Raw genomic sequence first — 26,858 nt, 5'->3', positions numbered from 1 at the left:
AGAATAATGCTACAGCAGGTTAAATCTGATTAAAAAGCAACTCGGTCTTGATTGTTGTTTAAAAGAACCGACTTTGGTCAAAGCCGAAGGATATTAGAGAAAAGAATCTTGTGAGAAATTTCCTGTAAGAGGTTGCCTCTACTTTGATAAGTGACAAAGGTAGCACTAATATGTCTCATTACCTAATATTATTGTCACCATATGAGGCTCTTAGCGAACCAAAAGGCAAACTGATTAATGACTTTTTGGTTCGTTTAAAGGTCTTCCTATAGGGGGCTGGTAGAGTTATTCTCCTAATAGATATTAATCAGCCTCATAGGGAGTAAGTGGAGATGATGTAGTTAAATCATCCTCAAGACTTTTCATGAAATGTATGAGGTCTGAAATTTCTCGATCAGAGAGTCCTAATGTATCAGCTGGTAAGGTCTGATTATGTAAGAACATACCTATACCGTTTCCACCACCAAGGTTATAGAATTTAACTACTTCCTCAAGAGTATTGAATACACCGTTATGCATGTAAGGTGCAGTTTTGGATACATTTCGTATAGTTGGAGTTTTGAAAGCAAACTTTTTAAGGTCTGCCTTGAATAAGTTGTACCTGCCAGAGTCAGGGTCAACGGTGGCGTTTGCAAATACAGCCAGTTCAGGTACGCCAAGTACCTCAAGCTCTGTATGAGAAAAGGCAGGAGGAACTGTGCCATTAAAAATAGGTGCAAAGTGACAAGTACCACAACCTGCTTTTCCCATAAATAAGTTAAAACCATTAATCTCACTGGCCGTAAGTGTATTTTCTTTGTTAGATATATTTCTATCAAATTTTGAGTTAAATGGCACCAGAGTTCTAATATACTGAGCTATGGCATTTCTAATATTTCTGGATGTTATGCTATCCTTGTAAAGCGCCTTAAATTTATCTCTATATGTTTCTGAACCGTTTACAGTTTCCTGAAGGAGGTTGATGTCAGAGTGAAATTCTCTTTCGCCATTTACCACATCTATAATCTGGTTTTCCAAATTAGCTACGCGAGCATCATAAAACTGATTGTTTTGTAAGGCAGCATACAGCAAAGTAGGTGAATTGCGGGGAAGCGGATTTCCATCATTTGCGGTGGATTTAGTTAGACCATCCGTAAAGTATTTTTCTGGCTGGTGGCATGTTGCACAACTCATCGTTTTACTCCCGGACAGGTTTTTGTCAAAAAAGAGTTGTTTACCAAGAGATATTAACTCTCGTGTTGCTTTTGGAGAGTAAGAAGGGGCAAAGCTAATGGTATTGAATGTAGTACTATCAAAAAATGTTTCAGCTTCATAATTGAGTTTAGTTTCAAAAGGAAAGCTAACACCCCAGTCTACTACTGTTTTTTTCCACAAGTTCAATAGAGGATGGATATGATTTTTGATGAATGCATATCGGTCAAAAGTATCAAAGTCTTGTTGATTAAGGTTTTGAGCACTCTGGATTAATGTTTCAATCCATTGGTTATAAAGTTTTTGGTCATGAAACCTCCCTTTATGAAGTTTCATGTAGTTCATGAGACTGAGCAGAACCTGTCTGTTTTCAGGAAGTGAGTAATGTAATACTGGAGAGTCAAAACCCGAGATGCCCAGGGCTATAATACGTAGAAATGAATCTCGGAGTAGCCAAAGGAAGTGGTAGTCACTAGATTTAGCGATATTGACATTGTCTTTTTCAAGCTTCAAAGTCCTGTAAACATTAGTGATTTCAGCACGAACTATATCGATATCCATACTATCGCCTGCCAGCAACTCTTCAATAACCTGAAAGCCTTGCGGAGGTTCATTTTCTATGCCATTGTCACCTTCATGAACAATCATCAGGTTTGGCTGATTTAGCGCTTTATAGGCAGAGGCTTTAAAAAAGGCCATGATAGGCTCTGTTTGCTTGAATTTTAAACGAGCTTCAAGGAAGATATGCTGAAGACTGTCTGCGCGGTCGGTCAGTTGTAGTCGCTCAACAGCAAGCAGGGTTTCTTCAAGATCATGAAGGTACAAGTCCTGCATTTGTAAAGGGATTGGAGTTTCTGCGGTTCTATTTTTGTTAGAACAGGCATTGAGAAGTATAAAGAGGCTTAGCAGAAAAGCCCCTTTATACAGAATAGGAAAATGGATGTACATATTATCTTTCTAAACCTTTGAGTACTACTGCATAGCTACCTTGATCGGAGCTATTTTCGTCTGTACCTGCTCCATCAGGATTAAGGAAGGCATCATTATGCCAGGAGTGTGCCTGAACGATTAGCAGGAAGCTTCCTTCAATACCGATTTCGTCAGAGATGTCTATCATACCGGTAAGCTCCCAAGTACCAAAGCCATCATTTGCGGAGCCATAGCCTCCCGAAATGTAAGCGTCTCGATCAACTTCAAGAACAGTTTTTACTTCCCCTGTTTTTAGGTTATACTGATAGAGATAGGCATCATGTTGCTTAGTAACATCATTATCATATCCATTAGGATCTTCCTGGATGTAAGCATAGTTTTCTGTTACAAGAATGTTGTCTGGGCTGTGGAAACTTTTGGCTTTTCCATTCAGGTTATCACCATCGAGTACAAGCGTAAGCGTGCCTTTAGTAGGGTCATTTTCATTAAGTACTATTTTATAAACACGACCATAAAGAGTTCTGGTGTCGTTGAACTGGCTTCTGCCTGTTGCGTTGAAGTAAAACTCCCTGTTGGCTTCGCCCGAACCTTTTCTGTAATCAATATCCTCAACCCGGTTAAAAGCCATTACCTTTTTAGCAATTGCTTCATCGTTTAGGGCATCATAAGTTCTTTCATTCAGTTCTACGAATGTAACGTCATATTCCTGGTCTACTATAAGGTCATTGTCAACAACAGTTCCATCACCAACCTTTAGGCCGTAGAGTTTGCCATTATCAAGGTCACCGGCACTGTTGGAAACATACATGGCAAGCTGACCACCTGCTTCACCATGGCTGTCATCACCTATAAGAGCAACAGTTTTTCCAGGGAAAGCATCTTTTCCTAATACAACAGCATTCTCAGTAGTCCACTGACCGAAGTTAACCAGTGTTTTTGCAGAGCTTGCAGCAGCAGCACTTTTGAAAGGGTCAGTTACAAACACGTTAGTTGAAGAACCACCCCACTCACCGCCGCTCAGATATAGAGGACCGAAGCCATGCTCTTCAGGAGTAATCAAAGACCCTGAGCACTGAGCAGTATTGGCAGTGGCATCAGAGTTAACGATATATTCTCCTTTTACAGGTTTGAATGTTTCATCAAGAGTAATTCTTGCAATAGAATAGTCCGCTTCAATATTGTTGATTAAGGTAAAAGTACCGTCAGAATTTTTCAGTAAACCGGCACCATCGGCCATACTTCCGTAAACGAAATCAGGAGATTCGCTGAGTTTATCTTCAGAACTGATCAGAGTAAAAATTTCAACATCAGAAAACTCTGGCTTAAGCTCTAACATATGTGGGGTTTTGGAGTGATTCTGTAATACAACCGGGTTGGCCGGTGAGGTAACATCATCATCTCCACATGCACAAAACAAGCTGCTAACCAGCGCTAATACAAGTAAATTTCTTTTCATTTTTAGTGTTAATTGGTTAAGTGTGTTTCTCTAAGGCGCAAAATTATTTATTCTTTAAAGCCCTGATTAATAAGCGGTATTATGCTTTTTTTATCTTGTTTGTACGAGGTAACAGAAATTTAATTAAGGTGTAACAGTGTCATGATGCAGCTTAAATTAAATCGATTAATAAATAGTTTACAGTAATTTTTGTAAAAGCAGGAAGGTGCTGAATAAAGAGGCTGAAGCCATGGATATATTCTAAAATATTCCGAATTTGGTTTCACTATTGGATGCGCAATCAATAATCTCAAAGAAAAAATAATGTAATGGAGACAAAGCAACATGAAATCCCTGCGCAATTTCAAGTGGAGAACCTTACGGATCAAAGTACCTATCTTGTTAATGGGGAACTAAAGCCTTGGAATGGAAAAGTGACAGAGGTGTACTCATCTATTCATAGCGTTAATGCCAAGGGTGAATATGCACCTACTTTACTAGGGAGTATTCCATATATGACTGAAGAGACAGCTCTCGAGGCTCTGGATGCGGCCAGCAATGCCTATAGCAAAGGACAGGGGGTGTGGCCAACCATGAAAGTGAGTGATCGCGTCGCGTGTATGGAAAAGTTTGTGAGCCAGATGAAACTCAAACGTGGTGAGGTGGTCAAACTTTTGATGTGGGAGGTCGGTAAGAACCTTACTGACTCTGAAAAGGAGTTTGATCGAACTGTGGATTATATTTATGATACCATAGAGGACTATAAACAGTTGGATCGAGACAGTGCTAAGTTCGAAAAAAATGATGGTGTGTATGCTCACATACGCCGAGGTCCCTTAGGAGTAGTGTTGTGCCTTGGCCCCTACAACTATCCTCTTAATGAAACCTTCGCCTTACTTATACCGGCTCTCATTATGGGCAATACAGCTGTTTTTAAGCCTGCTAAGTATGGTGTTCTGTTAATTTCTCCCTTGTTAGAGGCTTTTAGAAACAGCTTTCCTTCAGGAGTGGTGAACATCATTTATGGCCGGGGTAGGGAAGTGGCTACGCCTATTATGCAAACAGGCAAGGTTGATGTATTGGCACTTATAGGTAACAGTAAGTCGGCAATTGCACTTCAGGATCAACATCCTCATAAGAACAGACTTCGCCTCGTACTGGGATTAGAGGCTAAAAACCCTGCTATAGTATTGCCCGATGCCGACCTCGACCTCACTATTGATGAATGTATAGCAGGAGCACTCTCTTTCAATGGTCAGCGTTGTACTGCCCTGAAAGTGCTTTATGTGCATGAAGATATCATTGAAGAGTTTAATGAACGATTTGCCCGCCGGGTAGATCAACTCAAATTTGGTAATCCCTGGGATGAAGGTGTAAAACTAACACCATTACCAGAACCAGGAAAACCTGCATATATTAAAGAACTTATTGATGATGCCACTGCAAATGGAGCCAGTATAATAAATGAAAAGGGGGGAGAAACTACTGAAAATTATATTTTTCCTGCAGTCTTGTACCCTGTCAACAAACAGATGCGGGTATACCACGAAGAGCAGTTCGGTCCAGTCGTACCCATTCTTTCCTTTAAGGAAATAGATGAACCTCTTGATGATATGGCTGAATCAAACTATGGTCAGCAGGTGAGCTTGTTTGGTAAGGATATCCAGACCATAGCTCCGTTGATAGATACACTTGTGAACCTGGTTTGCCGTGTCAACCTAAACAGTTCTTGTCAGAGAGGTCCTGATGTTTATCCTTTTACAGGCAGGAAGGACTCTGCCGTGTCAACACTTAGCGTATATGATGCGTTGCGCTCGTTTTCAATCAGGACATTTGTTGCCTCTAAAGACAATGCTTATAATAATGAGATACTCAATGCATTACTAGAGAGTAAAGCTTCAAATTTTGTAAGCACAGATTACATACTGTAATAACGAAACGGTCATAGTTATACCGGGGTTTCTGTCAGGTCATGTTAAGTAATGGCAGGAACCCGGTATTAATTTTAGAGGAATATAATAGTTGGTTAGGTTGAGAAAGAAAGGTGGTTATGAGATCAACATCCACTCTACCCTTTGCAGAGTATCTTCATGGTCGTTGCCATTGTCTATGTTGCTTTGTATAGTGCTGACAATCTCTTCTATACGCTCTTTGGGATAACCGAATTTAATCGCAAAAAGATTACATAGCTTTTTCTCTTCACCATGTACATCATTGTCAATTACCATCATATGAACAAGGTCGTAAAGCTGAGAGAATCTTTCTAGTTTGTCTTCCGGAATCTCGAAAGGCACAGTATCAGGATTATTTCTGATAGATTTTAGTTGTCCATTAGAGATGCCATTTCTCTTGGCAATACGTTGGAGAAGTTGATATTCAACTTCGTCAAAGTTACCATCTGCTGCAGCCATTTCAATCAGATTTTTCATATGGCTCTTGGCAGTGCTTTTACCTTGCCTGAATAGATTTAGGATTTCACTGAATTTCATGTTTTAGTACTTAAAGCCAACAAGTTAAATTCATAATTTATGGTTTATAATTGGTACTAAAAAGAAAAATTTTAAATAAAATGTGAAAATATTTAAAAATAACTATTTGGGTAAAAAGAGAAGAGACTGTATCAAATATTTGTAGTCCTTGCAGTATACTATAACAAAAAATATTTAATACAGCCTCGAATTATTTTGACAGGCCGGAATAGGTGTTATCCTATAGCTGGCCATTTTATATTGTCATCATCATCAAAGAGTGGCCCTAGTTGAATCTCTGATAACACGTCATCGTCAAGCCAGAAATTAATTTCAATCTCTTCTGCCGAAATAAGTTTGTGGTTTGGGCTTTCTGCTGATGACCAATCTTCAAACTCCAGGTGACCAATTTCCAGGCTTTTCAGGGCTTTAACCAATTCATCATACTTTAAGCCTATAAGCTTATGGCCTTTGAATAGTACATCTTGAGCGCTTATAGCAATTGAAACGAGTTTCCAGTCTTCTTCCTCGTCAAATGATATTGATAACTCTGCACTATCGTAATGCCAGGTTTCGCTGAGTTCTCCCTCTTCTGTTTCATAAGAGTAAGTCTCAACCTCATCAGGTTCTCCCAAAATTTGTTTTACCTGATTAGTAGACATGCCAAATTTAAGTTGTCCCAAACCTTCACCACTTTTTATTTCTTGTATTTTCTGATCCATTTGTATTTCGTATTTATTAAAGCAAATTTGATATAAATAATTGAAACACACTTCTGTTTGCTTCACTTTATATACACTTGGTATTACAACTCATCAATCATAACCAGTGTCTAATAGGTAATGGTAATCCTAAAAAACAAGATTTATGTTTAAAGGTCTTGCTTTAATTGTGTCTGTAGTTTTACTCGCTGCATGCCATTCTGAATCCATTGAAATAGTTGACCAATGTCGTTATAATGCTGTGATGAAAGATCATTCCGATCTCGATGGCTGCGGTTTTCTACTAAGATTAGAAAGTGGGAAATACCTTGAGCCATTATGGTCATACTTTCTCCAAACGCCAGCACAACCTATAGAAGATCCTATGCAAGATCTTGAGTTGGTGGATGGAATGCATGTTCAGGTAGATTTTGAATACGTAGAAAGCTTCGCAACGGGATGTATGGGAGGAAGTCTGGTGATGATCAATAGTATAAAAGAAGCGCAATGTGCCCAAGCGGAATAGAACTACCATTTAACCTTGAGAGGTACACGATACCAAACATCAAAGAAGTAATTTCAGGTCTGAATTTTTATATCAATAATTTCAAGAGAGGTTAACTGTCCTGATTTGACCTATGGGAATATGAAAGAGGATTATCGATAAGATACGCCAGGTTATAATCTGTAGATACTCAGGAAGTGGTTTTAGGTATACCTGAGCGAAGCTGTAGAGTATCAACTTGGAGTGAATGAAGGGGATAAAACTCCCTTGAACAACTTTTAAAATGAACCGCTCAAGGGATTTAATTTGATAATAGCTTAAAGCACTCTTTCGATAAAATGGAAGAAATCTTCCTTATACTCAATAAAACTTTTGTTAAATGCTTCCAGCTCATTCATAATTTCGTTATGCTCTTTAAAGTATTCTATTCTTGACTCATTTCTGGCTCCGAGCATTCCGGCAAGTTGCTTTTCATGGTCGCGAAGCTTGCTCCTCAATGTATCGATCAATTCTCCACTATAATAAATGATCAGATTTTGAAAATGATCTATTTGTTTCTTGTCTTCAATTTCAGTGAATTTCGAAGCATTTTGGTCCAATAGTTTTTGAAAGAAGGCCAGCTCTTGCTTCCAGAGTAAAGTGGCAGATAACCACTCAAGTGTTTTCCTATGCTTGTCCAGCAAACTAGGCTGAACAATGTACTTATCGGTAGCTGAGGTAACAGATATCATGGGCTTTAATTGTTTAAATTGTCTAACTAAGGTAGGCATGCATGTAACTTTCTTGAAATGATCTTAATCACCCTTTAGCTTGACCTTGGTCATCGGAGATTATGATATGTTAGGTTAGGTTTGTTTACCTTAAAAGGGTTAAATTATAATAAAGATGAAAAACTTTGTTCAGCCTTTTAGCTTTCTAACAATGAATGATATACCGGAGGTTGGAGGTAAAAATGCGTCGTTAGGTGAACTGATCAGTACCTTATCCCCATTAGGGGTCATGGTTCCCGATGGTTTTGCTATTACTGTAGGTGCTTACAGGTCATTTATTGTTAAAAACTCACTTGAAGTTCCACTGCAGAAGACTCTTAATAGACTTGATCGAAAAACCTTAGGAAACCTTGCTGAAGTAGGTAAGGAATGTCGAAAGCTCATTTCAAAAGCCGATTGGCCGAGTGATGTGGCACATGCTATTCATGAAGCATACCAAGGCTTTATTGAAGAAAAAGGTAAGGCAACATTTGCCATCAGAAGCAGTGCTACGGCCGAAGATTTACCAACAGCCAGTTTTGCTGGTCAGCATGACTCTTTTTTGAATGTTTCAGGAGTAAAACATGTACTAGAGGCAGCTAAAAAGTGCTATATATCCCTGTTTAATGACAGAGCTATCAAATACAGAAGTGACAATGGTTTTGCTGATATGCAGGTTGGACTTTCCGTTGGGGTTCAACAGATGGTAAGATCAGACAAGGGTAGTGCCGGGGTAATCTTCACCATTGAACCTGAGAATGGAAATGAGAACCTTATATACATTACAGGAGCTTGGGGGCTAGGTGAGAGTGTGGTTCAGGGGGCAGTCAATACGGATGAATTTTACCTGTTCAAGCCTGCGTTAGAAAATCAGGGACACCCTATTGTTTATCGTAGTATGGGTTCTAAGCAGCAGATGGTTGTGTATGGTAAAAGTGAAGCTCATGAAACTAAGTGGAAGGAAACACCTGTAACCCTCAGAGACCAATTTGTGCTTTCAGATGAGGAGATCAACTTGTTGGGGCAGTGGTCATTGGCTATAGAAAAACACTACCGAAGCCCAATGGATATCGAATGGGCTAAAGATGGGCTAACGGATCAGATTTACATACTACAGGCACGCCCTGAAACCGTACACTCTCATCGCAGGAATATCACACTCAAGGATTACAAAATATCCACTAAAAAAGAGCCTCTTTTGAGGGGGAAAGCCGTGGGAAGGGCAATTGTAAGCGGTAAGGTGAGGATTGTGAAGTCCCTGGCCGATGGAGCAAAAGTTAAGGCTGGGGATATTATCGTTGCCGATATAACAAACCCTGATTGGAATGCACTGCTGAAGAAAGCTGTCAGTATTATTACCAATAAAGGGGGGAGAACAAGCCATGCTTCCATTGTAGCCCGTGAGTTGGGAATTCCGGCTATAGTAGGTACGCTTTCTGCGACGGAGCAGTTAATTGATGGTCAGATTGTTACCATATCATGTGTAGGCGGAGATGAAGGGTTGGTTTATGATGGGAAACTGAAATGGGAGGAAAAGGAGGTCGAGCTCGGAGCAGTAGCCAATACTAAGACAGCTCCAATGTTCATTTTAGCTGACCCTGGTAAGGCGCTTTTACTGGCCACATATCCTAACAAGGGTGTAGGGTTGATGCGGATGGAGTTTGCCATCAGTAATAGCCTTCAGGTACATCCGATGGCGCTTGTGAAATATGATGAGCTGCCAAATGATAATGAGAAAAAGCAAATAGCTGCTCTTACAAGGCATTACGCTGATAAGAAAAAATTTTTCATTGATAATCTTGCCGAGTCTGTTGGTTTGGTGGCGGCAGCCTATTACCCGAGGGAGGTTATAGTAAGGATGAGTGATTTTAAAACCAATGAGTATGCCAAGTTATTGGGAGGCAAGTTTTTCGAGCCAGAAGAGGAAAACCCTATGCTTGGTTTCAGGGGTGCCAGTAGGTATTATAATGAACGTTATGCTGAAGGCTTTGGACTGGAATGTGCAGCTATTAAAAGAGCCAGAGAAGAAATGATGCTGGACAATATTAAAGTGATGATACCTTTCTGCCGTACGGTTGAGGAGGGCCAAAAAGTATTGGATACTATGGCACAGTTTGGCCTAAAGAGGAAGCAGCATGGACTTGAGGTGTATGTAATGGCTGAAATACCCAGTAATATTCTACTCGCGGATAAGTTTGCCGACATATTTGATGGCTTCTCTATTGGCTCTAATGACCTGACACAACTTACTCTCGGCCTGGACCGAGATTCGGCTATAGTAAGTAGTCTGTTTAATGAGAAAAATGAAGCTGTTCTTTATCTTATCAAGCACCTTATTAAGGTGGCACATACCAAAGGAGTGAAGGTTGGCCTATGTGGGCAGGCACCAAGCGATTACCCTGAATTTGCTCGTTTTCTGGTCGAAAATAATATAGATTCTATATCCTTTAATCCTGATGCAATTATTAGAGGTATTGAAAATATTGCTGAAGCCGAAAAAAGGTCTAAGCCAAAGATGGACTCTAGCTTAAGCTTTTAATTCATTTAACATCTTTTTATCTTAACCTGCATGATGAAGGTTGATTAAGTGATAAAGCTTCCCTCATAAATTGAGAAATATGCCAACTCAGAAAACTATTGCCAAAGAAAGTTTACACATTTTAAAGTGGTTACAATTCATATTTTTTGGAGCTGCCATCTTATACTTCGGTAGAGATATATTTGTGCCTATAAGCTTTGCTGTACTGATTAGCTTTATTTTATACCCTATTTGTGCCTGGCTCGAAAGGAAAAAAGTTGGCCGTATGGCGGCTATTGTTATTTCATTGAGTATACTAGTTCTTTTAGGGTTGCTCTTATTAACACTTTTAATCAGCCAGTTTATAGCATTTCTTGATGAATGGCCTTTGTTGCAAGATAAACTCAAGCAATCATTACAGGACCTGAGTCAAATGCTTATTGATGTGTTTAATATTTCAAAGGTTCAACAAGAGAATATATTGACGCGAATGTCAGATGAGTCAGGTATTAATATATTTAGAGTTGTACGCAACGCGGTTTCTGCATCCGCATTTTCGGTAGTACTTATGCTGCTTGTTCCAGTTTATGTAGTCCTTATTCTATACTACAGAGGCTATTGGATGGAGATATTATATCGAGTATTTCCTTCTGAACGGAATACAAGGATGTTAAAAATTATTTCTCTTACCATTCAAACTTACTATGATTTCATCAAGGGCATGGCCATCGTCTATCTGGTGGTAGGTACTTTAAATAGTATCGGGCTACTGATATTGGGGGTTCCTCATGCCATATTGTTTGGTTTTATCGCTTCAGTTTTAACATTTATCCCTTATGTGGGTATAATTGTAGGTTCGTTATTGCCCATAGCCATGTCATGGATTACCTATGATTCCATCTGGCACCCGGTAGGGATCATTGCTGTTTTTTCCTTTGTTCAGTATCTGGAGGCCAATGTTATATTTCCCTTAGCAGTGAGCAGCAAGTTGCACGTAAATACTTTGGTGATGCTCATTGCAATATTTACGGGAGGTTTACTATGGGGTATGGCTGGAATGATCCTTTTTGTGCCATTTGTCGGCATTATCAAGCTCATTGCAGATCAAAACCCGAAGTGGGCAACCGTCTCTATGATGTTAGGTATGAAAAATGATAAACAAAATAAAAATAAATAAGGAATAGGATTAGGTGTATGCTATGCTTAAAAAACAACTTTGGAACAAAGAATTGCTTAGCATATTGAATATACCAAAGTGTATAGGTGTCGTGAAATGCCGAAATAAACGCAAGATAAAATAAAGTGAAAGATTATTAGGTCGTTAGACTTAATAACCTTTCACTTGTCAAATCAATTCTTTAAGGCTTTAATCAGGCCTTGCACAATACTGTTTGTATCAAGGGCTCCATAATAACTTTTGCTGTAATAGAGTTAGAGATCAGGCAAGAACGCTCTGTTTTGTTCAGTATTTTTAAAGCACGCTCGCGATCTTCATCATCATATAATGTTACTACAGGTTTTACATGTACCTCGGTCATGTACAGTTTTCCATCAACCATTTCCAGTTTTCCACTTGAGTCACATGAAAACCCCTTGAAGTTAAGTTTAAAGTTTTCTGCTATTGCCAGGAAGGTAGTCATGAAACAGCTGCTTACGGCTGCTGTAAACAAGTGTTCGGGAGACCATAGGCCTTCAATACCTTTTGGAAATTGCGGAGGTGTAGCTACTTCTATGCTACCGTTTCCCGGGGTCATGTTATGAAGTTCAGGAGAGCTCATCAGTCCTATTCTTTCTTTAGACCAGGTAACATTGATATTATAAAAATGTGGTCCCATTAAATATATTATTTAAGTGTTATTGTATGTCACAAACCTAGTACATCAATTGTTTGTCAGGTATGACTGAAATCATATGAATGGGTGAGTGTTATCAATAAAATGAATAATTACATATCCAGGGATTCATGCTAATGAGCAATGATTTTAAAAAACTTTGCCAGATAGTTTATAGTCATATTCAAAAGACTGAAAGTTACAATGACCAGCCAGTCAACAACGGTTAGGGGGTAAAGAGAGAGTACTTCACGGAAGATTTCGAATTGGTACAAAATGCCAATGATGCCAACCCCGCATGCCAACGCATACCATACATATTTGTTCCTCATAACCTCTGATCTGAAAAAATTACTGCTAGATGAATTCATATTAAAAACATGAAGCAGTTGGGCACTGATGAGTGTAAAAAACAGAATGTTATTATATAGCTCGGGGTTCCACTCACCGGCAGGGTAAATAAGAAAATGGTAGCTTACTACAGCTCCCAAGCTACAGGCACTTATGGTTATGGCATAAAATATTATGGCTCTCCATCTTCCAGGGTCGATAATAGGTTTATCCTGATTTCGTGGAGGTTGCTTCATAATATCCCCGGGAGCAGCCGTTGCCCCAAGAGCTAGAGCCGGCAATACATCAGACACAAGGTTGATAAAAAGGATCTGTAAGGGTAGGAGCTGGAAATGGAGTGATAACCCTGAAGCTATGCTTATGGCAATTATTTCACTTAGATTACTTGATAATAGGTAAATAACGAATTTTCGAATGTTTTCAAATATAATCCTCCCTTGTTTGATAGCCATTACTATCGATGAGAAAGAGTCGTCTTTTAGTATCATATCAGCTACTCCTTGAGCCACTTGTGTGCCTCTTTGTCCCATAGCTATTCCGATATCAGCTTTTTTGAGAGCTGGAGCATCATTAACGCCGTCACCGGTCATGCCTACAACATACTTTTGGTCTTGCAATACCTGTATAAGGTCGAGTTTTTGAACTGGGTTTACCCTCGCAAATACGGATGTTTCGGTCCAAAGAGTTTTATCATCTTCCGTAAGTTCTTCATAGGCTTTCATTTCGGAACCCATAAGGCCGGTGGAAGTGCCTTTATTTTTCCGGTCAATGAGATTTAGTTGTGTAGCAATCTCATTTGCAGTTTGTGGGTGGTCGCCCGTGATCATGATTACTTTGATGCCGGCAGATTTACATTCATCAATAGCCTGGGCTACATCTGGTCTTGCCGGATCCATTAAAGCCACAATTGCCAAAAAAGAAAATCCGGCAGTCCTTATTTTATTAGAAGGGCTTTGTTGAAAAGCCAGTGCAATTACTTTATAACCCGAAGAGGCTAGTTCTGAGGCCTCATTGAGTAGAGCCTTTTTGTTTTCACTGGTAAGCACAGTGTTTTCGGTACCTATTTTGTCAGAGATGAGAAGTATCTCCTCAACGGCCCCTTTGACAAAGGCTATGGAGCCATCATCATCCTTATGGGTGGTTATCATCCTTTTGGTTTCAGATGAGAATGGCTCTTCACTTATTTTAGGATAACGACTTCGAATACTATCAGATACCCCATATGTGTTAACATACCTAAGCAAGGCAGTTTCAAGAGGGTCTCCGATTTCAGTGCCGTCATCTGTGATGTTAGCCGTATTACAAAGTGCCATGGCTTGTAGTATTTTACTATTAGCAGGATCGGCTTCCGATGGTTTGGGTTTTACTCTTTGAACGCTCATTTGGTTCTCGGTAAGCGTACCGGTTTTGTCCGTACATATGACATTGGTGCTACCCAGAGTCTCAACTGCAGACAATTTTTTAACAATGACGTTGTGTCGGGCCATTATTAGCATGCCACGTGCTAACCCTAAGGTGGCCACAATGGGTAATCCCTCTGGTATGGCCGCAACAGCAAGTGCAATAGAGGTTCTTAGCATTTCGAAAAAATCCTGTCCCATGAGCCATCCGGCAATGAATATGAGCAAAACAAGTAACAGAGTGACTTTGATCAGTCGCTTACTGAAGGCCTCTAGTTTCTTTTCTAGTGGGGTGGAGGCTTGTTCAGCTTTACTCACAAGATTGGCTATTTTTCCCAATTCAGTGTCCATACCTGTGCCGGTAACTATTGCAGAAGCATTGCCTCTGGTTACATAAGTGCCTTTAAAAACCATGTTGACCTGTTCGGCAACTGCAGTTCCTTCAGGCAAAGCGTCTATACCTTTTTCCACGGGTAACGATTCCCCGGTAAGAGTCGATTCGTTGATCTGGAGCAGGGCCAGTTTGAAAATCCGAGCATCAGCAGGTACCATGTCACCGGCTTCCAGGTAAATGATGTCCCCTGGCACCAACTCCCTGGAGTCTATCTCCATAAGTATACCGTTGCGAATTCCTCTGGCAGTTATTGAAGTTAGGTCTCTTAAAGCTTGCATGGAACGATCAGCTTGGTATTCCATATAAAAACCTACAGCTGTATTGATAAGAATCACAATAAGGATGGCAATACCATCAAGCCACTCTCCAAAAAAGAATGACGCTCCAGCTGCGAAAAACAGCAGAAGAACAATGGGACTTTTAACTTGTCTCAGTATAATGTCTGCCCAGGTTTGGCCTTTGTCTTCCTGTATATCATTGACCCCATATTGTTCACGCCTTTCCGTCACTCCTTCATCGTTGAGTCCAGATTCAGGGGTTATGCCCATAGCTGAGAATATCTGTTCAGGTTTTAGATTATAGGCAGATTTCATATTAATTACGTAAGGAAAACGATAGCATAAATTTAAACCAACTGAATACTAAGATCAGCTTATCGACGAAGGTATAATATGAGTATTAGCATTACATAAGACGATTATTGTCATAAAATGCTGATAAAATGAGAAGGTTTGTATTGAATAATTTATTAAATTGAAGAAAAAGGATTTCATATGATTGGACAGAGGTTCCTTGAGAGTGAAGCGGGTTTTAAGGTGCTGTTTGATTGTGCAACAATCAGTATTTTGGTTGTTGATGAAAAGGGTTATATTGAACTGTCAAACCCATGTGCTGAAAAGCTTTTTGGATATTTCCCTGATGAGTTAAAGGGAAAACCTATTGAAACTCTGATTCCCGGAAACCATAGAAAAAAACATTTTGATCACCGAGAGCATTATTTTAAGAACCCTAAATCCCGGTCTATGGGAGGTGAATTGGAATTATTTGCTCAAAAGAAGAACGGAGAGATTTTTCCTGTCGAAATAAGCCTTGGACATTATAAGGTTGATAGTGAAAAACTGGCCGTAGCGTTTGTTACGGATATCACTGCTCAGGTAAGAGCCCAGAAAATGGTGGATGAAAGAGAGGCGTGGTTTAGAAGTATTGCAGAAAACTCTCCTACGATGATCTGGGTAGCTGATGAAAAGAAGGAATACACCTATTTCAATCATACCTGGCTGGAGTTTACTGGTTGCGATATTAATCATGAAAAAGGTTTAGGGTGGTTGGATAACGTATACCCGGAGGATAGGAGTGTAATGCTGGAAGCTTTTGATTTAGCTTACGAAAAAAGAGAACCCTACATTACAGAGTTTAGGTTAAAAAGAGGAGATGGGGAATATCGATGGATACAGCAAATTGCAAAACCGGCTTATTCTCCTGAATATGAATTCACTGGTTATATAGGGTCATGTACTGATGTAAATGACCAGCGTACCACGCAGGAAGAGTTGGAGTTGAAAGTGCACCAGAGAACTCAAGAGCTCAATGATGCCCTTGATCGTGAAAAGACTGTAAGTGAAATGAAGTCAAGGTTTGTGTCTATGGCATCTCATGAGTTCCGTACACCACTGAGTATCATACTTTCCAGTGTTACGTTGATTGATCAGTACGTAGGAGGAGTGAATAAGGATGAACGCATTGGTAAACACTTGCAAAGAATTAGAACATCTATAAACAACCTTACCGAGGTGCTCAACGATTTTTTATCTATAGATAAGCTGGAACAAGGTAACGTGAAACTGGAATTTAATGCCTTGAATATTTCAGAATTTGTTCAAGATCTTATTGCCAATATGCAGGTTTTGAAGAAAGGTGAACAGAGGATAAACCTGGACGTGAAAGGAGAAGATATGGTGCTGTTGGATGCTAACAAGTTCAGACATGTTTTAGAAAACCTGATTTCTAATGCAATAAAGTATTCATCTGACGGGACAGAAATTGATCTTCACATACAAAATGACAATGGGGCCTTGGAGGTTATGATTCAGGATCATGGTATAGGTATTCCTGAAGAAGAGCAGGTGCACTTATTCAATAAATTTTTCAGGGCTACAAATACAGGAAGTGTACAAGGTACAGGTCTGGGTTTAACAATCGTGAAGAGATATGTGGAATTAATGAACGGAACTATTACTTTTAAAAGTAAATCAGGAAAGGGAACCAATTTTACCATTAAATTGCCAAACATTGACTATGAAGAAAACAGTATTGGTCATTGAAGATAACAAAGAGATTAGAGAAAATACTATTGAACTTTTAGAACTGGCAGGGTATAGAGTGATTGATGTAGAAGACGGTAAAGCAGGGATACATGCCGCCGAAAAAGAGTTGCCAGATATTATTCTATGTGATATAATGATGCCTCTGACTGATGGCTATGAGGTTTTGGAAAACCTTAAGGGCAACTCTTCGACCACTAATATTCCTTTTATTTATCTTACCGCAAGTGCCGAAAAAAAAGAGATTCAAAAAGCTATGGATATGGGGGCTAGTGCCTATATATGTAAGCCGTTTGACGTTAATGAATTAATAGATACCGTTGAGCGCCTCTTGCAATAAGGCACTTTTCACAAACAAATAGAGTATCCACTGCAAACAAAAATCATAAGATCCAACGATATAGATCATGGCGGAAAACCTTCCGTTAGCTTAATTTTATAAAATAAAAACACGGAGGTAATTATGAACTTAACAGTGAAAAAAAATGAAGGTTTTCCTTCATTGCTAACAGACTTCTTCAGCCCCACCTCATTACTAGGTCGCGAATTTTTTGACTTCGATTCAGATGCATGGCCTACACGATTAGGGGTAAATATGCCAACAGTAAATATTAAAGAATCCCCAAAAGATTACAGATTGGAACTGGCTGCTCCAGGTCTGGAACGTAAGGATTTTATCATTGAAATTGACAATAATATTCTGAGCATCAAGGCAGAGAAAGAAGAAGAGAAGAAAGAGGAAGAGGGTGACTATTCAAGAAAAGAATATTCATTCAATTCCTTCTGTAGAACATTTACGCTTCCTGAGAATATCAAGGAGGATAACATCAAGGCTAAATACGAAAATGGTGTTCTTAATTTGACCATTCCCAAGCTCAAAGAGAGCCCTGTAAAACCGGCTCATAAAATTGATGTTTCGTAGCCAACCAGTGCGTGTACATATTGATGAAGCAGAGGAAGATACGCAGAAAGTTTGGTAATATCTAAGCGGTAGCAAGGTATCCTCTTTTGCTTCATTGCTTTTTGACACACCAAAACTACTCAGTAAAATGAAAACCGATGAACAAATAAAACAAGATGTTATTGAAGAGATCCGATGGGACCCTCAACTCACGGATATAGCTCCTCATATAGGGGTGAGCGTAGATGATGGAGTTGTGACACTCTCCGGTATGGTAGATTTCTATGCTCAAAAGCTGGCAACAGAAAAAGCAGCACAAAGGGTTAGTGGGGTGAAGGTGGTAGCTGTTGACATTGAATTAAAAGGGCAAAGTGAAAAAGTAACCGATGCAGAGCTTGGAGAGGCCATTAGAAATGCGCTTACCTGGCATAGCGCAATCAATGAAGACCGGTTGGAAATTATGGTTGATAATGGCTGGGTATCTCTTTCAGGTACGGTGAAGTGGGACTATGAGCGTAAAGCTGCCCAAAAAGCAATAGAAAAAATAATCGGCATAAAAGGCATAATTAACCGAGTTAAGGTTGAAAACGAAATTGTTGAGCCCAAATATATTAAAAAGAAGATTAGCAATGCTTTTCATCGACACGCTACCGTTGATGTTGAAAATATTACTGTTGAGGTTAACGGAAGTACAGTAACGCTAAAAGGGAAAGTAAGCTCATGGTCAGAGAGGGAAGATGCCGAGGATGTGGCTTGGGCTATGCCAGGAGTAACTGAAGTACTAAATAACCTGGTTATTGACACCAGTATTTATGCTGAACATTAGAAACTCCTTCTTTGAAATAACTCGATAAACTTTAAAGATTAACATTTTTTAACCCATGAAAGACCTGGGGATTGAATTTCTCAATTATATGATTAAAGTCAGCCGGTTGAGCGACATCTGTCATATTGGTCATAAGGGGGAGATCCTACCTTTAGGTCGTGGAAAAGATCAACTTTTAAACAATGGATAAATCAGTTGCTTTATTATCAGAATTGCGTGAATGTTTGGGGGAGGAAGGTAAACTTTCCATAACCAAACACGTCTTTGTTGGCTTTGATGGTTTCGTAGATAAAATAAAGAAAGCCGTAAAGCAGAAAAATAAACTTGATACGATCTACTATAATACTTTAAATGAGTTTTCCGAACGTATTAATGCTGCCTCAGGTAAGAGTGGACAGGTTGAAATGGTCACTGAGAAAATTAAATTAGGAGGTAATGCGCCTATTTTGGCGGATACTTTAGGTAAGTTAGGTGTAGAGAGCATTTGTTTGGGAAGCATGGGATATCCCGAAGAGCACGAAGTATTCAAGCAGATGGATGAGAGGAGCAAGAGAATCAGTGTGCTGAATCCGGGTGAAAGTGATGCCATAGAGTTTGATGATGGCAAAATGATATTTAGTGAGCTTAGTGTTTTTGATAAATACGATTGGGAATATATCAGAAATACAGTAGACCTCCATGAGATCAGGAGAGCTATAGGAGAGAGTGATCTCATTGCTTTTGTCAATTGGGTAAACCTACCTCATGCCAGTGATATATGGACAGGCGTACTTAACGACCTGATCAAGCCATCAGGCAAAAAAGACTTTCTTTTTTTGTTTGATCTGTCTGACCCGTCTAAGAAATCACCAGAGGAAATAGACGAAGTGCTGGGTTTGATGAGTAGCTTCTTTCCATATGGAAAAGTGACACTAGGCATTAATGAAAATGAAGCACTTAAAATATGGGCTGCCATAAATCGTGTGGATATTAGTAAGCCAGGGATGAAAAAGAAACTCCCTACTGTACAGGAAGCAGGAAAGCTGATATATCAGGTGATGAACATTGACTATTTGCTTGTGCATCCGGTTGATCGGACTATACTGTTTCATCAGGGTGATATGTTGGAAATTCCAGGAAGACTGGTGACCGAACCGAAGGTGCTAACCGGTGGTGGCGATAATCTTAATGCAGGATATTGCATGGGGCTAATGTCAGGCTTCTCATTGCCATTATGTATGTTGCTGGGAATGGCAGCATCAGGTGCATATATCCAAAACGGAAAGAGTCCGGATGTGGCTGATATTAAAGATTATATCAGCATTTGGATAGATGAACTTTTAAAAAATACTGATAAGCATAAACAGATGCTTGCTAAGTGACATAAATAGTTGTAATATAAATCATTATTTTAAATAGAACAGAGATGAAAACCATTATTGAAACACCCAATTTTAAGGCAAGACAAGAATTGTTGGATTTTGTGCAGGAAAAAACAGACAAACTGGACTTGTTTAGTGACAGAATAATTGAAAGTAGAGTTTACCTAAAATTAAATAATTCAGATAATGGAGATAATAAAGTTTGCGAACTGAAAGTCCTCATTCCTGGTAATGACCTTTTTGCTTCAGCAGAAAGCACTTCTTTTGAAGAAGCAGTGGTTAAAGCTATAGAGGGTATTAAGCACCAAATAGAGCGTTGGAAAGATTCTAAAAATAAAAAAACTCATTCAACACCTTTATAATTCAAGTAAAGTAGAGTGAAAGAGCCGTTCCAAGATCTTGGAACGGTTTTTTTGTGTTGTTCTGAGATTCTACATATCCCAATTCACAATTTTCTCTTTATAGTTATGGTAACGAAACTGAAGGAGGTGATTATTGAATTGAACTTCATTCGAAGTGCTAAGTCAATACATTCTTTGAGATCAGGGGTTAGGCTTTAACGCGTACTTACTATGATGAAAATACTGTTTTATTTCCGAAATGAGAGCATCATAAGGCAGCGTAAGTCCACACGGGACACTTGATTTGGTCAATTACCCCCTCTGTAATACTTTTGTGAAACAGGTGAGCCAATCCGCTCCGTGCATGCGTACCTATGACCACCATATCCATAGGCTCATTGTTGGCGAAATCAATAATCCCCTTTTCTTCGCTGCGGTAGTTTCTGAAATGCAGAGCATAGTTATTTATCTTATAGTGCTTAACAAATTCCTCCAGAGCACTGCTGGCCTCGGCATCACTATTGAAAAGAGAAGGAGTATTGACTAGTAAAATGTTCAGTGTAGCATCAAAAAATTCCTGAACCTCTTTTACCTTGTGAATAAACTTGGTTAGCTTGAGAGAAAGGTTCGTTGGCAGTAAAATATTTTTAATGGTATCGGCTTCTATCGCTTCGTGTATGGCCATTACTGGTACATTAGAGTTGCGCACTATTTTTTCAGTATTGGAGCCAATGATCATTTCTTGTACTCTTGATATGCCTGTTGTCCCCATTACTACCAAGTCAATCTTCTTTTTTTTCGTCATATGTGTTACGGCTGATAGCACATCGTCATAGACCATTTCAAAGTGTAATTTTTTGTAATTTTCAGAGAGCTTTTTCATTTTTTCAAACTCTTTTTCCGTATCCTTTTCAAATTCGGCAAGCAAAAGCGGGTCATAAGACAAGTGAGCTCCACCAGGGATATATATTGCGTGAAATACAATGACTTCGCTGTTGTTGATGGCGGCAATACTTAGAGCCATTTTAAAAGCCTCCATTGATGGCTCTGAAAAGTCGGTAGGAACCAGTATTCGTCTCATAACTTTTTTCTTTAAAGTTATTTGGATCAGCCAACATAAGTCATGACTGGTATTTACCGGTTGATATGATAATTGTCATGTGAAGTTAACTCCTGAAGGTTGAGCTGTAAACTGCTAAAAATCACATTCAAAGTATGATACAGGTCATGCATATGAAGTCGGTTATACACTAATTTTATATACAAATAATAAATCAGATGACCAACATTCTTGTGCCATATGATTTTTCAACTCAGGCAGCCAATGCTTTAAGGTTTGCTTTGCAGTTTAATGAAGAACAGAAACGGATAGTGCACATTTTGCACGTAGTGGAAATGATTTCGAAACCTTTTCTTAATATAGACGAAGAGGTGCTTGATGACTTGAAAATAGAGGTTGAAAAGAAGATCCTTTCCAGGTTGGAAGAAGAAGCTTTGAACAAGTTTTCAGCGAAACTAAATAATATAAGAATACAAGTGGTATTCGGACACATCTCACAAACCATACTTAAGTATGCTGATAGTCATGAGATGGACCTGATTGTAATGGGTACCAAAGGAGTGACTGGAATGAGAGAGCTACTTATAGGTTCTAACACTGAAAAAATAATCAGGGCTTCCAAAATACCTGTGATAGCCGTGAAGAACTACGTGAAGCCGGAAAGAATAAAAAACATTGTTTTCCCTAATACGCTGCTATCCGATGCAGATGAGGAACTAATATTGAAAGTGAAGGCCTTACAGCATCACTTTGGAGCCGCATTACATATTGTGTGGGTGAATACACCCACTAACTTTCAACGAGATGTTGTAACTAGTGAAGAGCTCAAGCGCTTTAGTAAATGGTTTATGTTTAAGGACTTCACTACAAATATATTTAATGATACCAATGAGGAGGCAGGCATGATCAACTTTACCCACTTGATCAAGGCCGATATGATCGCACTGGGTACACATGGTCGTAAAGGACTGGCGCATGTTCTTAATGGCAGTTTGGCTGAAGACCTTGTGAATCATGCCGATGTACCGGTATGGACCTATACTATTAAAGAAAGAGAATAATAATTTTAATTATTTTAACCATGGAACTATTAACTAACCCTAAAGCTGATTACTTGCTCAGTGCAAGTCTCGAATCGCTCCATGCTGAGAGCAAGACTTGGCTCAGTGAGATAGACTTCTGGAAGGATGAAATGGCTTTTTTTTATAAATTACTTACAAAGAAAAAGCTGTCTGTGCATTTTTCCTCAGATAAGTTGGCTGCCATAGAAAAAGAAATTGTTCGTATCAGTAATGTAGAACTGGAAAAGCTCAAAACCGAGGTTAGAGAGCATGAAATAATGCTGGCAGGATTATTTAAAGCGAAATCGCTGAAAGAGGAAGGCTATCGGGAGGCTCATAGCAAATTCTTAAAGCGCATGCAGGAAACGCTTCAGGTGATCAGGGAACTTAAGAAAGAAATCTTTGCCTTCGTTGAAAAATCTAACTAGGTGTAAAAGAAATTTCTGATTTATGTCATAATCTGATGTGACGTAAATCATGCTATTCAAAACAGGGTTTACATAATTTAGCAGCAAACTGAATACTGATGTGAATGCCTCGTTTTTTGCATTTGTTAAGTTTTTAGGCAGTGTAATGACATCCTGTTCATTTTAGGAAAGGAGTTAATCTGCTAAATTATTGACTCATTCCGTTTGTTCAAACATATAATAACGCCCCTTAGACCCCATATTGTATGAGCTATACCATACTGCTAATTGAAGATAATCAGGATATGGCTGAGAATATTACAGGTATCCTGGAACTGGCACATTATCACGTAAAACATGCTTCAAATGGAAAGATTGGTGTCAGTATTGCTCAAATTGAACCTCCCGACCTGATACTTTGCGATATAATGATGCCTGAACTGGACGGGTACGGTGTGGTTCATATTCTAAGCAACAGCCCGGAAACTGCAGATATCCCTTTCATATTTCTTACAGCTAAAGCGGATCAAAGTGATTTTAGAACGGGTATGAACCTTGGAGCTGATGACTACATTACTAAACCATTTGATGGTCTGGACCTATTGAAAGTCGTGGAGACGAGGCTAAAGAAAAGTGAACTGCTGAAGTCAAAATATGGAAATAATCCTAGTGATGTAAGCACCTTTTTCAATAAAGCACGGGAACTTAAAGAATTTCAGAAACTCTCTGAAAATCGACCAGTTCGTACTTTTAAAAAGAAAGATCTGATATTCATGGAAGGTCAAAATCCTAATGATCTTTATCATATTGAAAAAGGAAGAGTGAAAACATATAAGATCAATTATGATGGCAAGGAACTGATCACTGGCATTCATGGAGATGGTGACTTTCTAGGTTACCTGCCATTGTTAGAAGAAAAACCCTATAATGAAAATGCAGAAGCATTGGAAGATGTCAGAGTGTCTGTAATACCCAAAGCTGATTTCCTTACCCTGATCTACTCCAGTAAAGATGTAGCGAGGAAGTTTATTAAACTCCTTTCTAATAATCTTGAAGAAATGGAGGACAGACTGTTGGATATTGCTTACCAATCAGTAAGGCAGCGTGTGGCCAGTGCCTTATTAAAAATACATGGTCAATTTTTAAAGGAAGAAAATGATACCATTATTACCATTGCCCGACGCGACATATCGAATATAGTAGGTACAGCTACAGAGTCGCTAAATCGTACGCTGGCTGATTTTCGTGATGAGGGACTTATCCAAATATCTGTGGAGGGACTGAAAATAATCAATAAGGCGAAGTTGGAGAAGCTTCTACACTAGATTAGTATTTTGTATAACTTAACGAGAATAGGTAAATCTTGAACAGAGAATTATAATTAAATTGTCAGGGATGAGAAACAGTTTTTAAACTAACTAGCTCGTGGTAGCCAGCTCTCAGTATAAAAAAAATGAAAACCTGATGAATGTCATAGAAAATGAAATTCACATTATACTATTTTGAAGTTTATTTTATTTTGGCATGACCTGAATCATTGAGTAAGGGCATGTCTTGTCCCTAATTTACATGAGTGATATAGTATAGGAAGAAGGAATGACTTCGTTTAAAATTATTTTAGGTATACTTTTTGGAATACTGGTAGCTTCAATTGCCGTTTTAGGGTTGGTTTCATACCGTACTTCTCTTGTGGTAGATGACACCTCACAACTCGTTAAAGATACACGGAGAGTAATACGCCTTGCTGAAGACATTTCATCGTTGTCTAAAGATATTCAACTTGAGAGTAATGGTATTTTTGTAAGTAGTGATTCAGGTTATGAAAAGCCTTACTATGAAGCCAGGGCGTTGATCCTTACAAAAGTAGAGAATTTAAAAGCCTTCTCTTCAGATAGGTTTCTTGGTATTGCTAAGGTTGATTTGTTAGACAGCCTAGTTCATGAACTGCTGTTTTTTGGTGATTCAGGATTAGTAGCTAATGCAAGCTCTGAAGAAGATTTGCTCAACCGTATCAGGCAAGCAAAAGCCTTACGTGAAAATTTTACTATGTTAATTGATGAAATTAAGGGTGAAGAAAGCCGCTTGATGCAAGTCAGGGAGGAGGCTAACCAAGCCAGCATCGAAACGTTTAATCGGTTGCTCATCATGCTGCTTTCCGGTATCGCCCTGCTGTTATTGGCCACTTTTTTTGTTATCCGTTATAACTTCAACAAGCGTATTCGAGTAGAGCAGAAGCTGCAAAACGCAAATGATCTTTTCAGTAGACTTTTCCATGAAAGCCCTGTCGGTATAATAATTACACAAAATGACAGCGGTGTTATTACCGATTGTAATAAATCTTTCGAAGAGTTAATCAATTACAGTAAAGAAGAAATGGAGGGCAAAACAGCGGTTGAACTGAATATTTTAGAGTCTGATCAACAGCGAGAAGAAATAACAAAAGATGCCAGAGAGCAGGGTACGGCACATGATATTGAAACTTACCTGAAACCGAGAGATAAAGAGCCTGTTTGGGTTGCTATATCGATGCAGTTAATTAGCATTAGAGGTAAAGAGTGCCTTATGTCAGCAGTTGCTGATATGACATCGCACAGGAAGGCAGAGGAAAAGATCAGAAGTGCTTTGGAGGTCGAAAAAGAGTTAAGTAAAATGAAGTCAAACTTTGTTTCGATGGCCTCACATGAATTCAGAACCCCGCTTACCACTATCTTGTCTTCAGCTTTTTTACTCGAAAAGTACTTGAAAAATGATAATGAACAACCGGCTGTAATGAAACATATAGCCAGGGTGAAGTCTTCTGTAAATAATCTGACATCAATTCTAGACGAATTTTTATCTGTGACCAAAATTGAAGAAGGTAAGATTGAACCTAAAATAGAGAAACTGAACCTTAAGGAATACTTACAGAATGTGTGCCTAAATTTTCGTAATTTCACTAAGTCGGGGCAAAACATTATTTATGATCATACAGGGGAAGACGAGATATATTCAGACCCTGTACTGTTGGGGAACATTGTTAATAACCTTGTAACTAATGCTATTAAATATTCACCCGAGAATACAGATATACATGTTTCCTCATCTCTCAATAGCCATATACACCTTAAAGTTAAAGATATGGGTATAGGTATACCTGAAGAGGATATGAAGTATTTATTTGAGAGGTTTTATAGAGCTTCAAACGCAGGCACTGTACAGGGTACAGGCCTTGGGTTACACATTATGAAGCATTATGTAGATATGTTAAAAGGTTCTGTTGAAGTGACCAGTGTGGAGGGTAAGGGCACCGAATTTAAGCTGGAATTCAAAAGGATAACCCCTGACGGGTAGTAGCTTTTGGATGAGATAACAATCATTAGGCAGACATGACCCATGTCATTGATCACAAGTCCTCATTTTAATAGCTTTAGCAACAAAGCTATTACTATGGAAGGGTACACTGAAATATTGATCAGAGACAGAGAGCACGCAGGAGAACTGCTCTGTAGAAAACTCAATACTTACCAAAAAGATAATGCTGTAGTTGTGGGTATACCTCATGGAGGTGTGTGCGTGGCCTCAATTATAGCTAAAAAACTTAAGCTCCCTCTTGAAGTGATGCCTTGTCGAAAGATTAAGCACCCCACTGACAAGGGTAAAGTTATTGGATCCGTATGTTACACGGAGGCTTGCATCCACGATTGTCCTTTTGATGTTCCCCAGGATTATATCTATCACCAGATGGCCCTGCTGAGAAATGCGATTAACTATCAGCAAAAATTTTACTATGAAGGGATGGAGCCTGTTTCGCTGAGATATAAAACGGTGATACTGGTTGATGATACGTTGATAGCCAGCGATACAATGATAGCCTGCCTGAGAGAAATCAGGAAACAAAATCCACTGAAGATTATAGTTGCAGTTCCGGTTGTAAATACCGAAGCCGCAAGAATCATAAATGAGGAGGCCGATGATCTCATTTTTTTAAGAATGGGAAACGATAAAGAAACTTTGAAGCAGCATTATGCCAATTTTCCGGTGATAAATGATGATGCGGTAAGAGATATCTTAAGAAAACAAAAAGAGAAGCAGAAAACAGCTGCGAAGTTTAACACTTAATTTAAAAT

General features: G+C 39.0%; 23 protein-coding genes. 15 read left to right on the top strand and 8 right to left on the bottom strand.

The window, feature by feature from the left end:
- Positions 1 to 303 precede the first annotated feature (303 nt).
- Positions 304 to 2,139: a cytochrome-c peroxidase gene (locus JMN32_RS20905; protein ID WP_202858329.1), complete on the bottom strand. Its 1,836-nt coding sequence runs from the start codon at positions 2,137 to 2,139 to the stop codon at positions 304 to 306.
- 1 nt (position 2,140) lies between these two features.
- A complete protein-coding gene (locus tag JMN32_RS20900; protein WP_202858328.1) occupies positions 2,141 to 3,577 on the bottom strand; it encodes a PhoX family protein in 1,437 nt (478 codons plus the stop codon).
- 308 nt (positions 3,578 to 3,885) lie between these two features.
- On the opposite strand from JMN32_RS20900, the gene JMN32_RS20895 reads away from it, so the two are divergent.
- Positions 3,886 to 5,487 (top strand): NADP-dependent glyceraldehyde-3-phosphate dehydrogenase, encoded by a 1,602-nt coding sequence (locus JMN32_RS20895; protein WP_202858327.1) that lies wholly within the window; start codon positions 3,886 to 3,888, stop codon positions 5,485 to 5,487.
- A gap of 117 nt (positions 5,488 to 5,604) precedes the next feature.
- On the opposite strand, the gene JMN32_RS20890 is transcribed toward JMN32_RS20895, so the two are convergent.
- Together JMN32_RS20890 and JMN32_RS20885 are read right to left on the bottom strand one after the other, a co-directional pair.
- Entirely contained in the window at positions 5,605 to 6,045 is a 441-nt protein-coding gene (locus JMN32_RS20890) for a TerB family tellurite resistance protein (protein ID WP_202858326.1), read from the bottom strand.
- Positions 6,046 to 6,260: 215 nt separating this feature from the next.
- Positions 6,261 to 6,746, bottom strand: a complete 486-nt coding sequence (locus JMN32_RS20885) for a hypothetical protein (protein ID WP_202858325.1) — start codon at positions 6,744 to 6,746, stop codon at positions 6,261 to 6,263.
- A 169-nt stretch (positions 6,747 to 6,915) separates the two neighbouring features.
- Here JMN32_RS20885 and JMN32_RS20880 point away from each other — a divergent pair, with 169 nt between their 5' ends.
- Positions 6,916 to 7,251, top strand: a complete 336-nt coding sequence (locus JMN32_RS20880) for a hypothetical protein (RefSeq protein ID WP_202858324.1) — start codon at positions 6,916 to 6,918, stop codon at positions 7,249 to 7,251.
- A 296-nt stretch (positions 7,252 to 7,547) separates the two neighbouring features.
- Here JMN32_RS20880 and JMN32_RS20875 read toward each other — a convergent pair whose 3' ends face one another.
- On the bottom strand, positions 7,548 to 7,961 hold the full coding sequence (locus JMN32_RS20875; protein ID WP_202858323.1) for a hypothetical protein: 414 nt from the start codon (positions 7,959 to 7,961) through the stop codon (positions 7,548 to 7,550).
- Between the two features lie 154 nt (positions 7,962 to 8,115).
- On the opposite strand from JMN32_RS20875, the gene ppsA reads away from it, so the two are divergent.
- Together ppsA and JMN32_RS20865 are read left to right on the top strand one after the other, a co-directional pair.
- Positions 8,116 to 10,518, top strand: coding sequence for a phosphoenolpyruvate synthase (gene ppsA / locus JMN32_RS20870; protein ID WP_202858322.1), 2,403 nt, complete (start codon positions 8,116 to 8,118; stop codon positions 10,516 to 10,518).
- Positions 10,519 to 10,597: 79 nt separating this feature from the next.
- Positions 10,598 to 11,674, top strand: coding sequence for an AI-2E family transporter (locus JMN32_RS20865; RefSeq protein ID WP_202858321.1), 1,077 nt, complete (start codon positions 10,598 to 10,600; stop codon positions 11,672 to 11,674).
- A 193-nt stretch (positions 11,675 to 11,867) separates the two neighbouring features.
- Here the strand turns inward: JMN32_RS20865 and JMN32_RS20860 are convergent, their stop codons facing one another.
- Entirely contained in the window at positions 11,868 to 12,332 is a 465-nt protein-coding gene (locus JMN32_RS20860) for an OsmC family protein (protein ID WP_202858320.1), read from the bottom strand.
- A gap of 131 nt (positions 12,333 to 12,463) precedes the next feature.
- Positions 12,464 to 15,067: a cation-translocating P-type ATPase gene (locus tag JMN32_RS20855; protein ID WP_202858319.1), complete on the bottom strand. Its 2,604-nt coding sequence runs from the start codon at positions 15,065 to 15,067 to the stop codon at positions 12,464 to 12,466.
- A 180-nt stretch (positions 15,068 to 15,247) separates the two neighbouring features.
- On the opposite strand from JMN32_RS20855, the gene JMN32_RS20850 reads away from it, so the two are divergent.
- The 6 genes from JMN32_RS20850 (at position 15,248) to JMN32_RS20825 (ending at position 20,245) form a co-directional block, all read left to right on the top strand.
- Positions 15,248 to 16,795: a sensor histidine kinase gene (locus JMN32_RS20850; protein WP_202858318.1), complete on the top strand. Its 1,548-nt coding sequence runs from the start codon at positions 15,248 to 15,250 to the stop codon at positions 16,793 to 16,795.
- On the top strand, positions 16,770 to 17,135 hold the full coding sequence (locus JMN32_RS20845; RefSeq protein ID WP_202858317.1) for a response regulator: 366 nt from the start codon (positions 16,770 to 16,772) through the stop codon (positions 17,133 to 17,135). The genes JMN32_RS20850 and JMN32_RS20845 overlap by 26 nt, the downstream gene beginning before the upstream one ends.
- 123 nt (positions 17,136 to 17,258) lie before the next feature.
- Positions 17,259 to 17,717: an Hsp20/alpha crystallin family protein gene (locus tag JMN32_RS20840; RefSeq protein ID WP_202858316.1), complete on the top strand. Its 459-nt coding sequence runs from the start codon at positions 17,259 to 17,261 to the stop codon at positions 17,715 to 17,717.
- Positions 17,718 to 17,844: 127 nt separating this feature from the next.
- A complete protein-coding gene (locus JMN32_RS20835) occupies positions 17,845 to 18,522 on the top strand; it encodes a BON domain-containing protein (protein ID WP_202858315.1) in 678 nt (225 codons plus the stop codon).
- A 182-nt stretch (positions 18,523 to 18,704) separates the two neighbouring features.
- Positions 18,705 to 19,883, top strand: coding sequence for a carbohydrate kinase family protein (locus tag JMN32_RS20830; protein WP_202858314.1), 1,179 nt, complete (start codon positions 18,705 to 18,707; stop codon positions 19,881 to 19,883).
- Positions 19,884 to 19,927: 44 nt separating this feature from the next.
- Complete coding sequence (locus tag JMN32_RS20825) at positions 19,928 to 20,245, top strand: HPF/RaiA family ribosome-associated protein (RefSeq protein WP_202858313.1); 318 nt, start codon at positions 19,928 to 19,930, stop codon at positions 20,243 to 20,245.
- A gap of 247 nt (positions 20,246 to 20,492) precedes the next feature.
- Here the strand turns inward: JMN32_RS20825 and JMN32_RS20820 are convergent, their stop codons facing one another.
- Entirely contained in the window at positions 20,493 to 21,305 is an 813-nt protein-coding gene (locus JMN32_RS20820; protein ID WP_202858312.1) for a universal stress protein, read from the bottom strand.
- Positions 21,306 to 21,502: 197 nt separating this feature from the next.
- Here JMN32_RS20820 and JMN32_RS20815 point away from each other — a divergent pair, with 197 nt between their 5' ends.
- From JMN32_RS20815 to JMN32_RS20795, 5 genes are all read left to right on the top strand, one after another.
- The gene (locus tag JMN32_RS20815; protein WP_202858311.1) at positions 21,503 to 22,345 is read left to right on the top strand and encodes a universal stress protein; all 843 of its coding nucleotides are present in this window, start codon (positions 21,503 to 21,505) and stop codon (positions 22,343 to 22,345) included.
- Between the two features lie 20 nt (positions 22,346 to 22,365).
- Positions 22,366 to 22,773 (top strand): hypothetical protein, encoded by a 408-nt coding sequence (locus JMN32_RS20810; protein WP_202858310.1) that lies wholly within the window; start codon positions 22,366 to 22,368, stop codon positions 22,771 to 22,773.
- Between the two features lie 245 nt (positions 22,774 to 23,018).
- Complete coding sequence (locus JMN32_RS20805) at positions 23,019 to 24,077, top strand: response regulator (RefSeq protein WP_202858309.1); 1,059 nt, start codon at positions 23,019 to 23,021, stop codon at positions 24,075 to 24,077.
- 271 nt (positions 24,078 to 24,348) lie between these two features.
- Positions 24,349 to 26,082: a sensor histidine kinase gene (locus JMN32_RS20800; RefSeq protein ID WP_202858308.1), complete on the top strand. Its 1,734-nt coding sequence runs from the start codon at positions 24,349 to 24,351 to the stop codon at positions 26,080 to 26,082.
- Between the two features lie 42 nt (positions 26,083 to 26,124).
- Positions 26,125 to 26,850, top strand: coding sequence for a phosphoribosyltransferase (locus JMN32_RS20795; RefSeq protein ID WP_202858307.1), 726 nt, complete (start codon positions 26,125 to 26,127; stop codon positions 26,848 to 26,850).
- The last annotated feature ends 8 nt before the right edge of the window (positions 26,851 to 26,858 follow it).

The organism is Fulvivirga marina (assembly GCF_016775155.1).
In the GTDB taxonomy this organism is placed as follows: domain Bacteria; phylum Bacteroidota; class Bacteroidia; order Cytophagales; family Cyclobacteriaceae; genus Fulvivirga; species Fulvivirga marina.
This window is presented reverse-complemented; position numbering and strand designations above follow the sequence as displayed.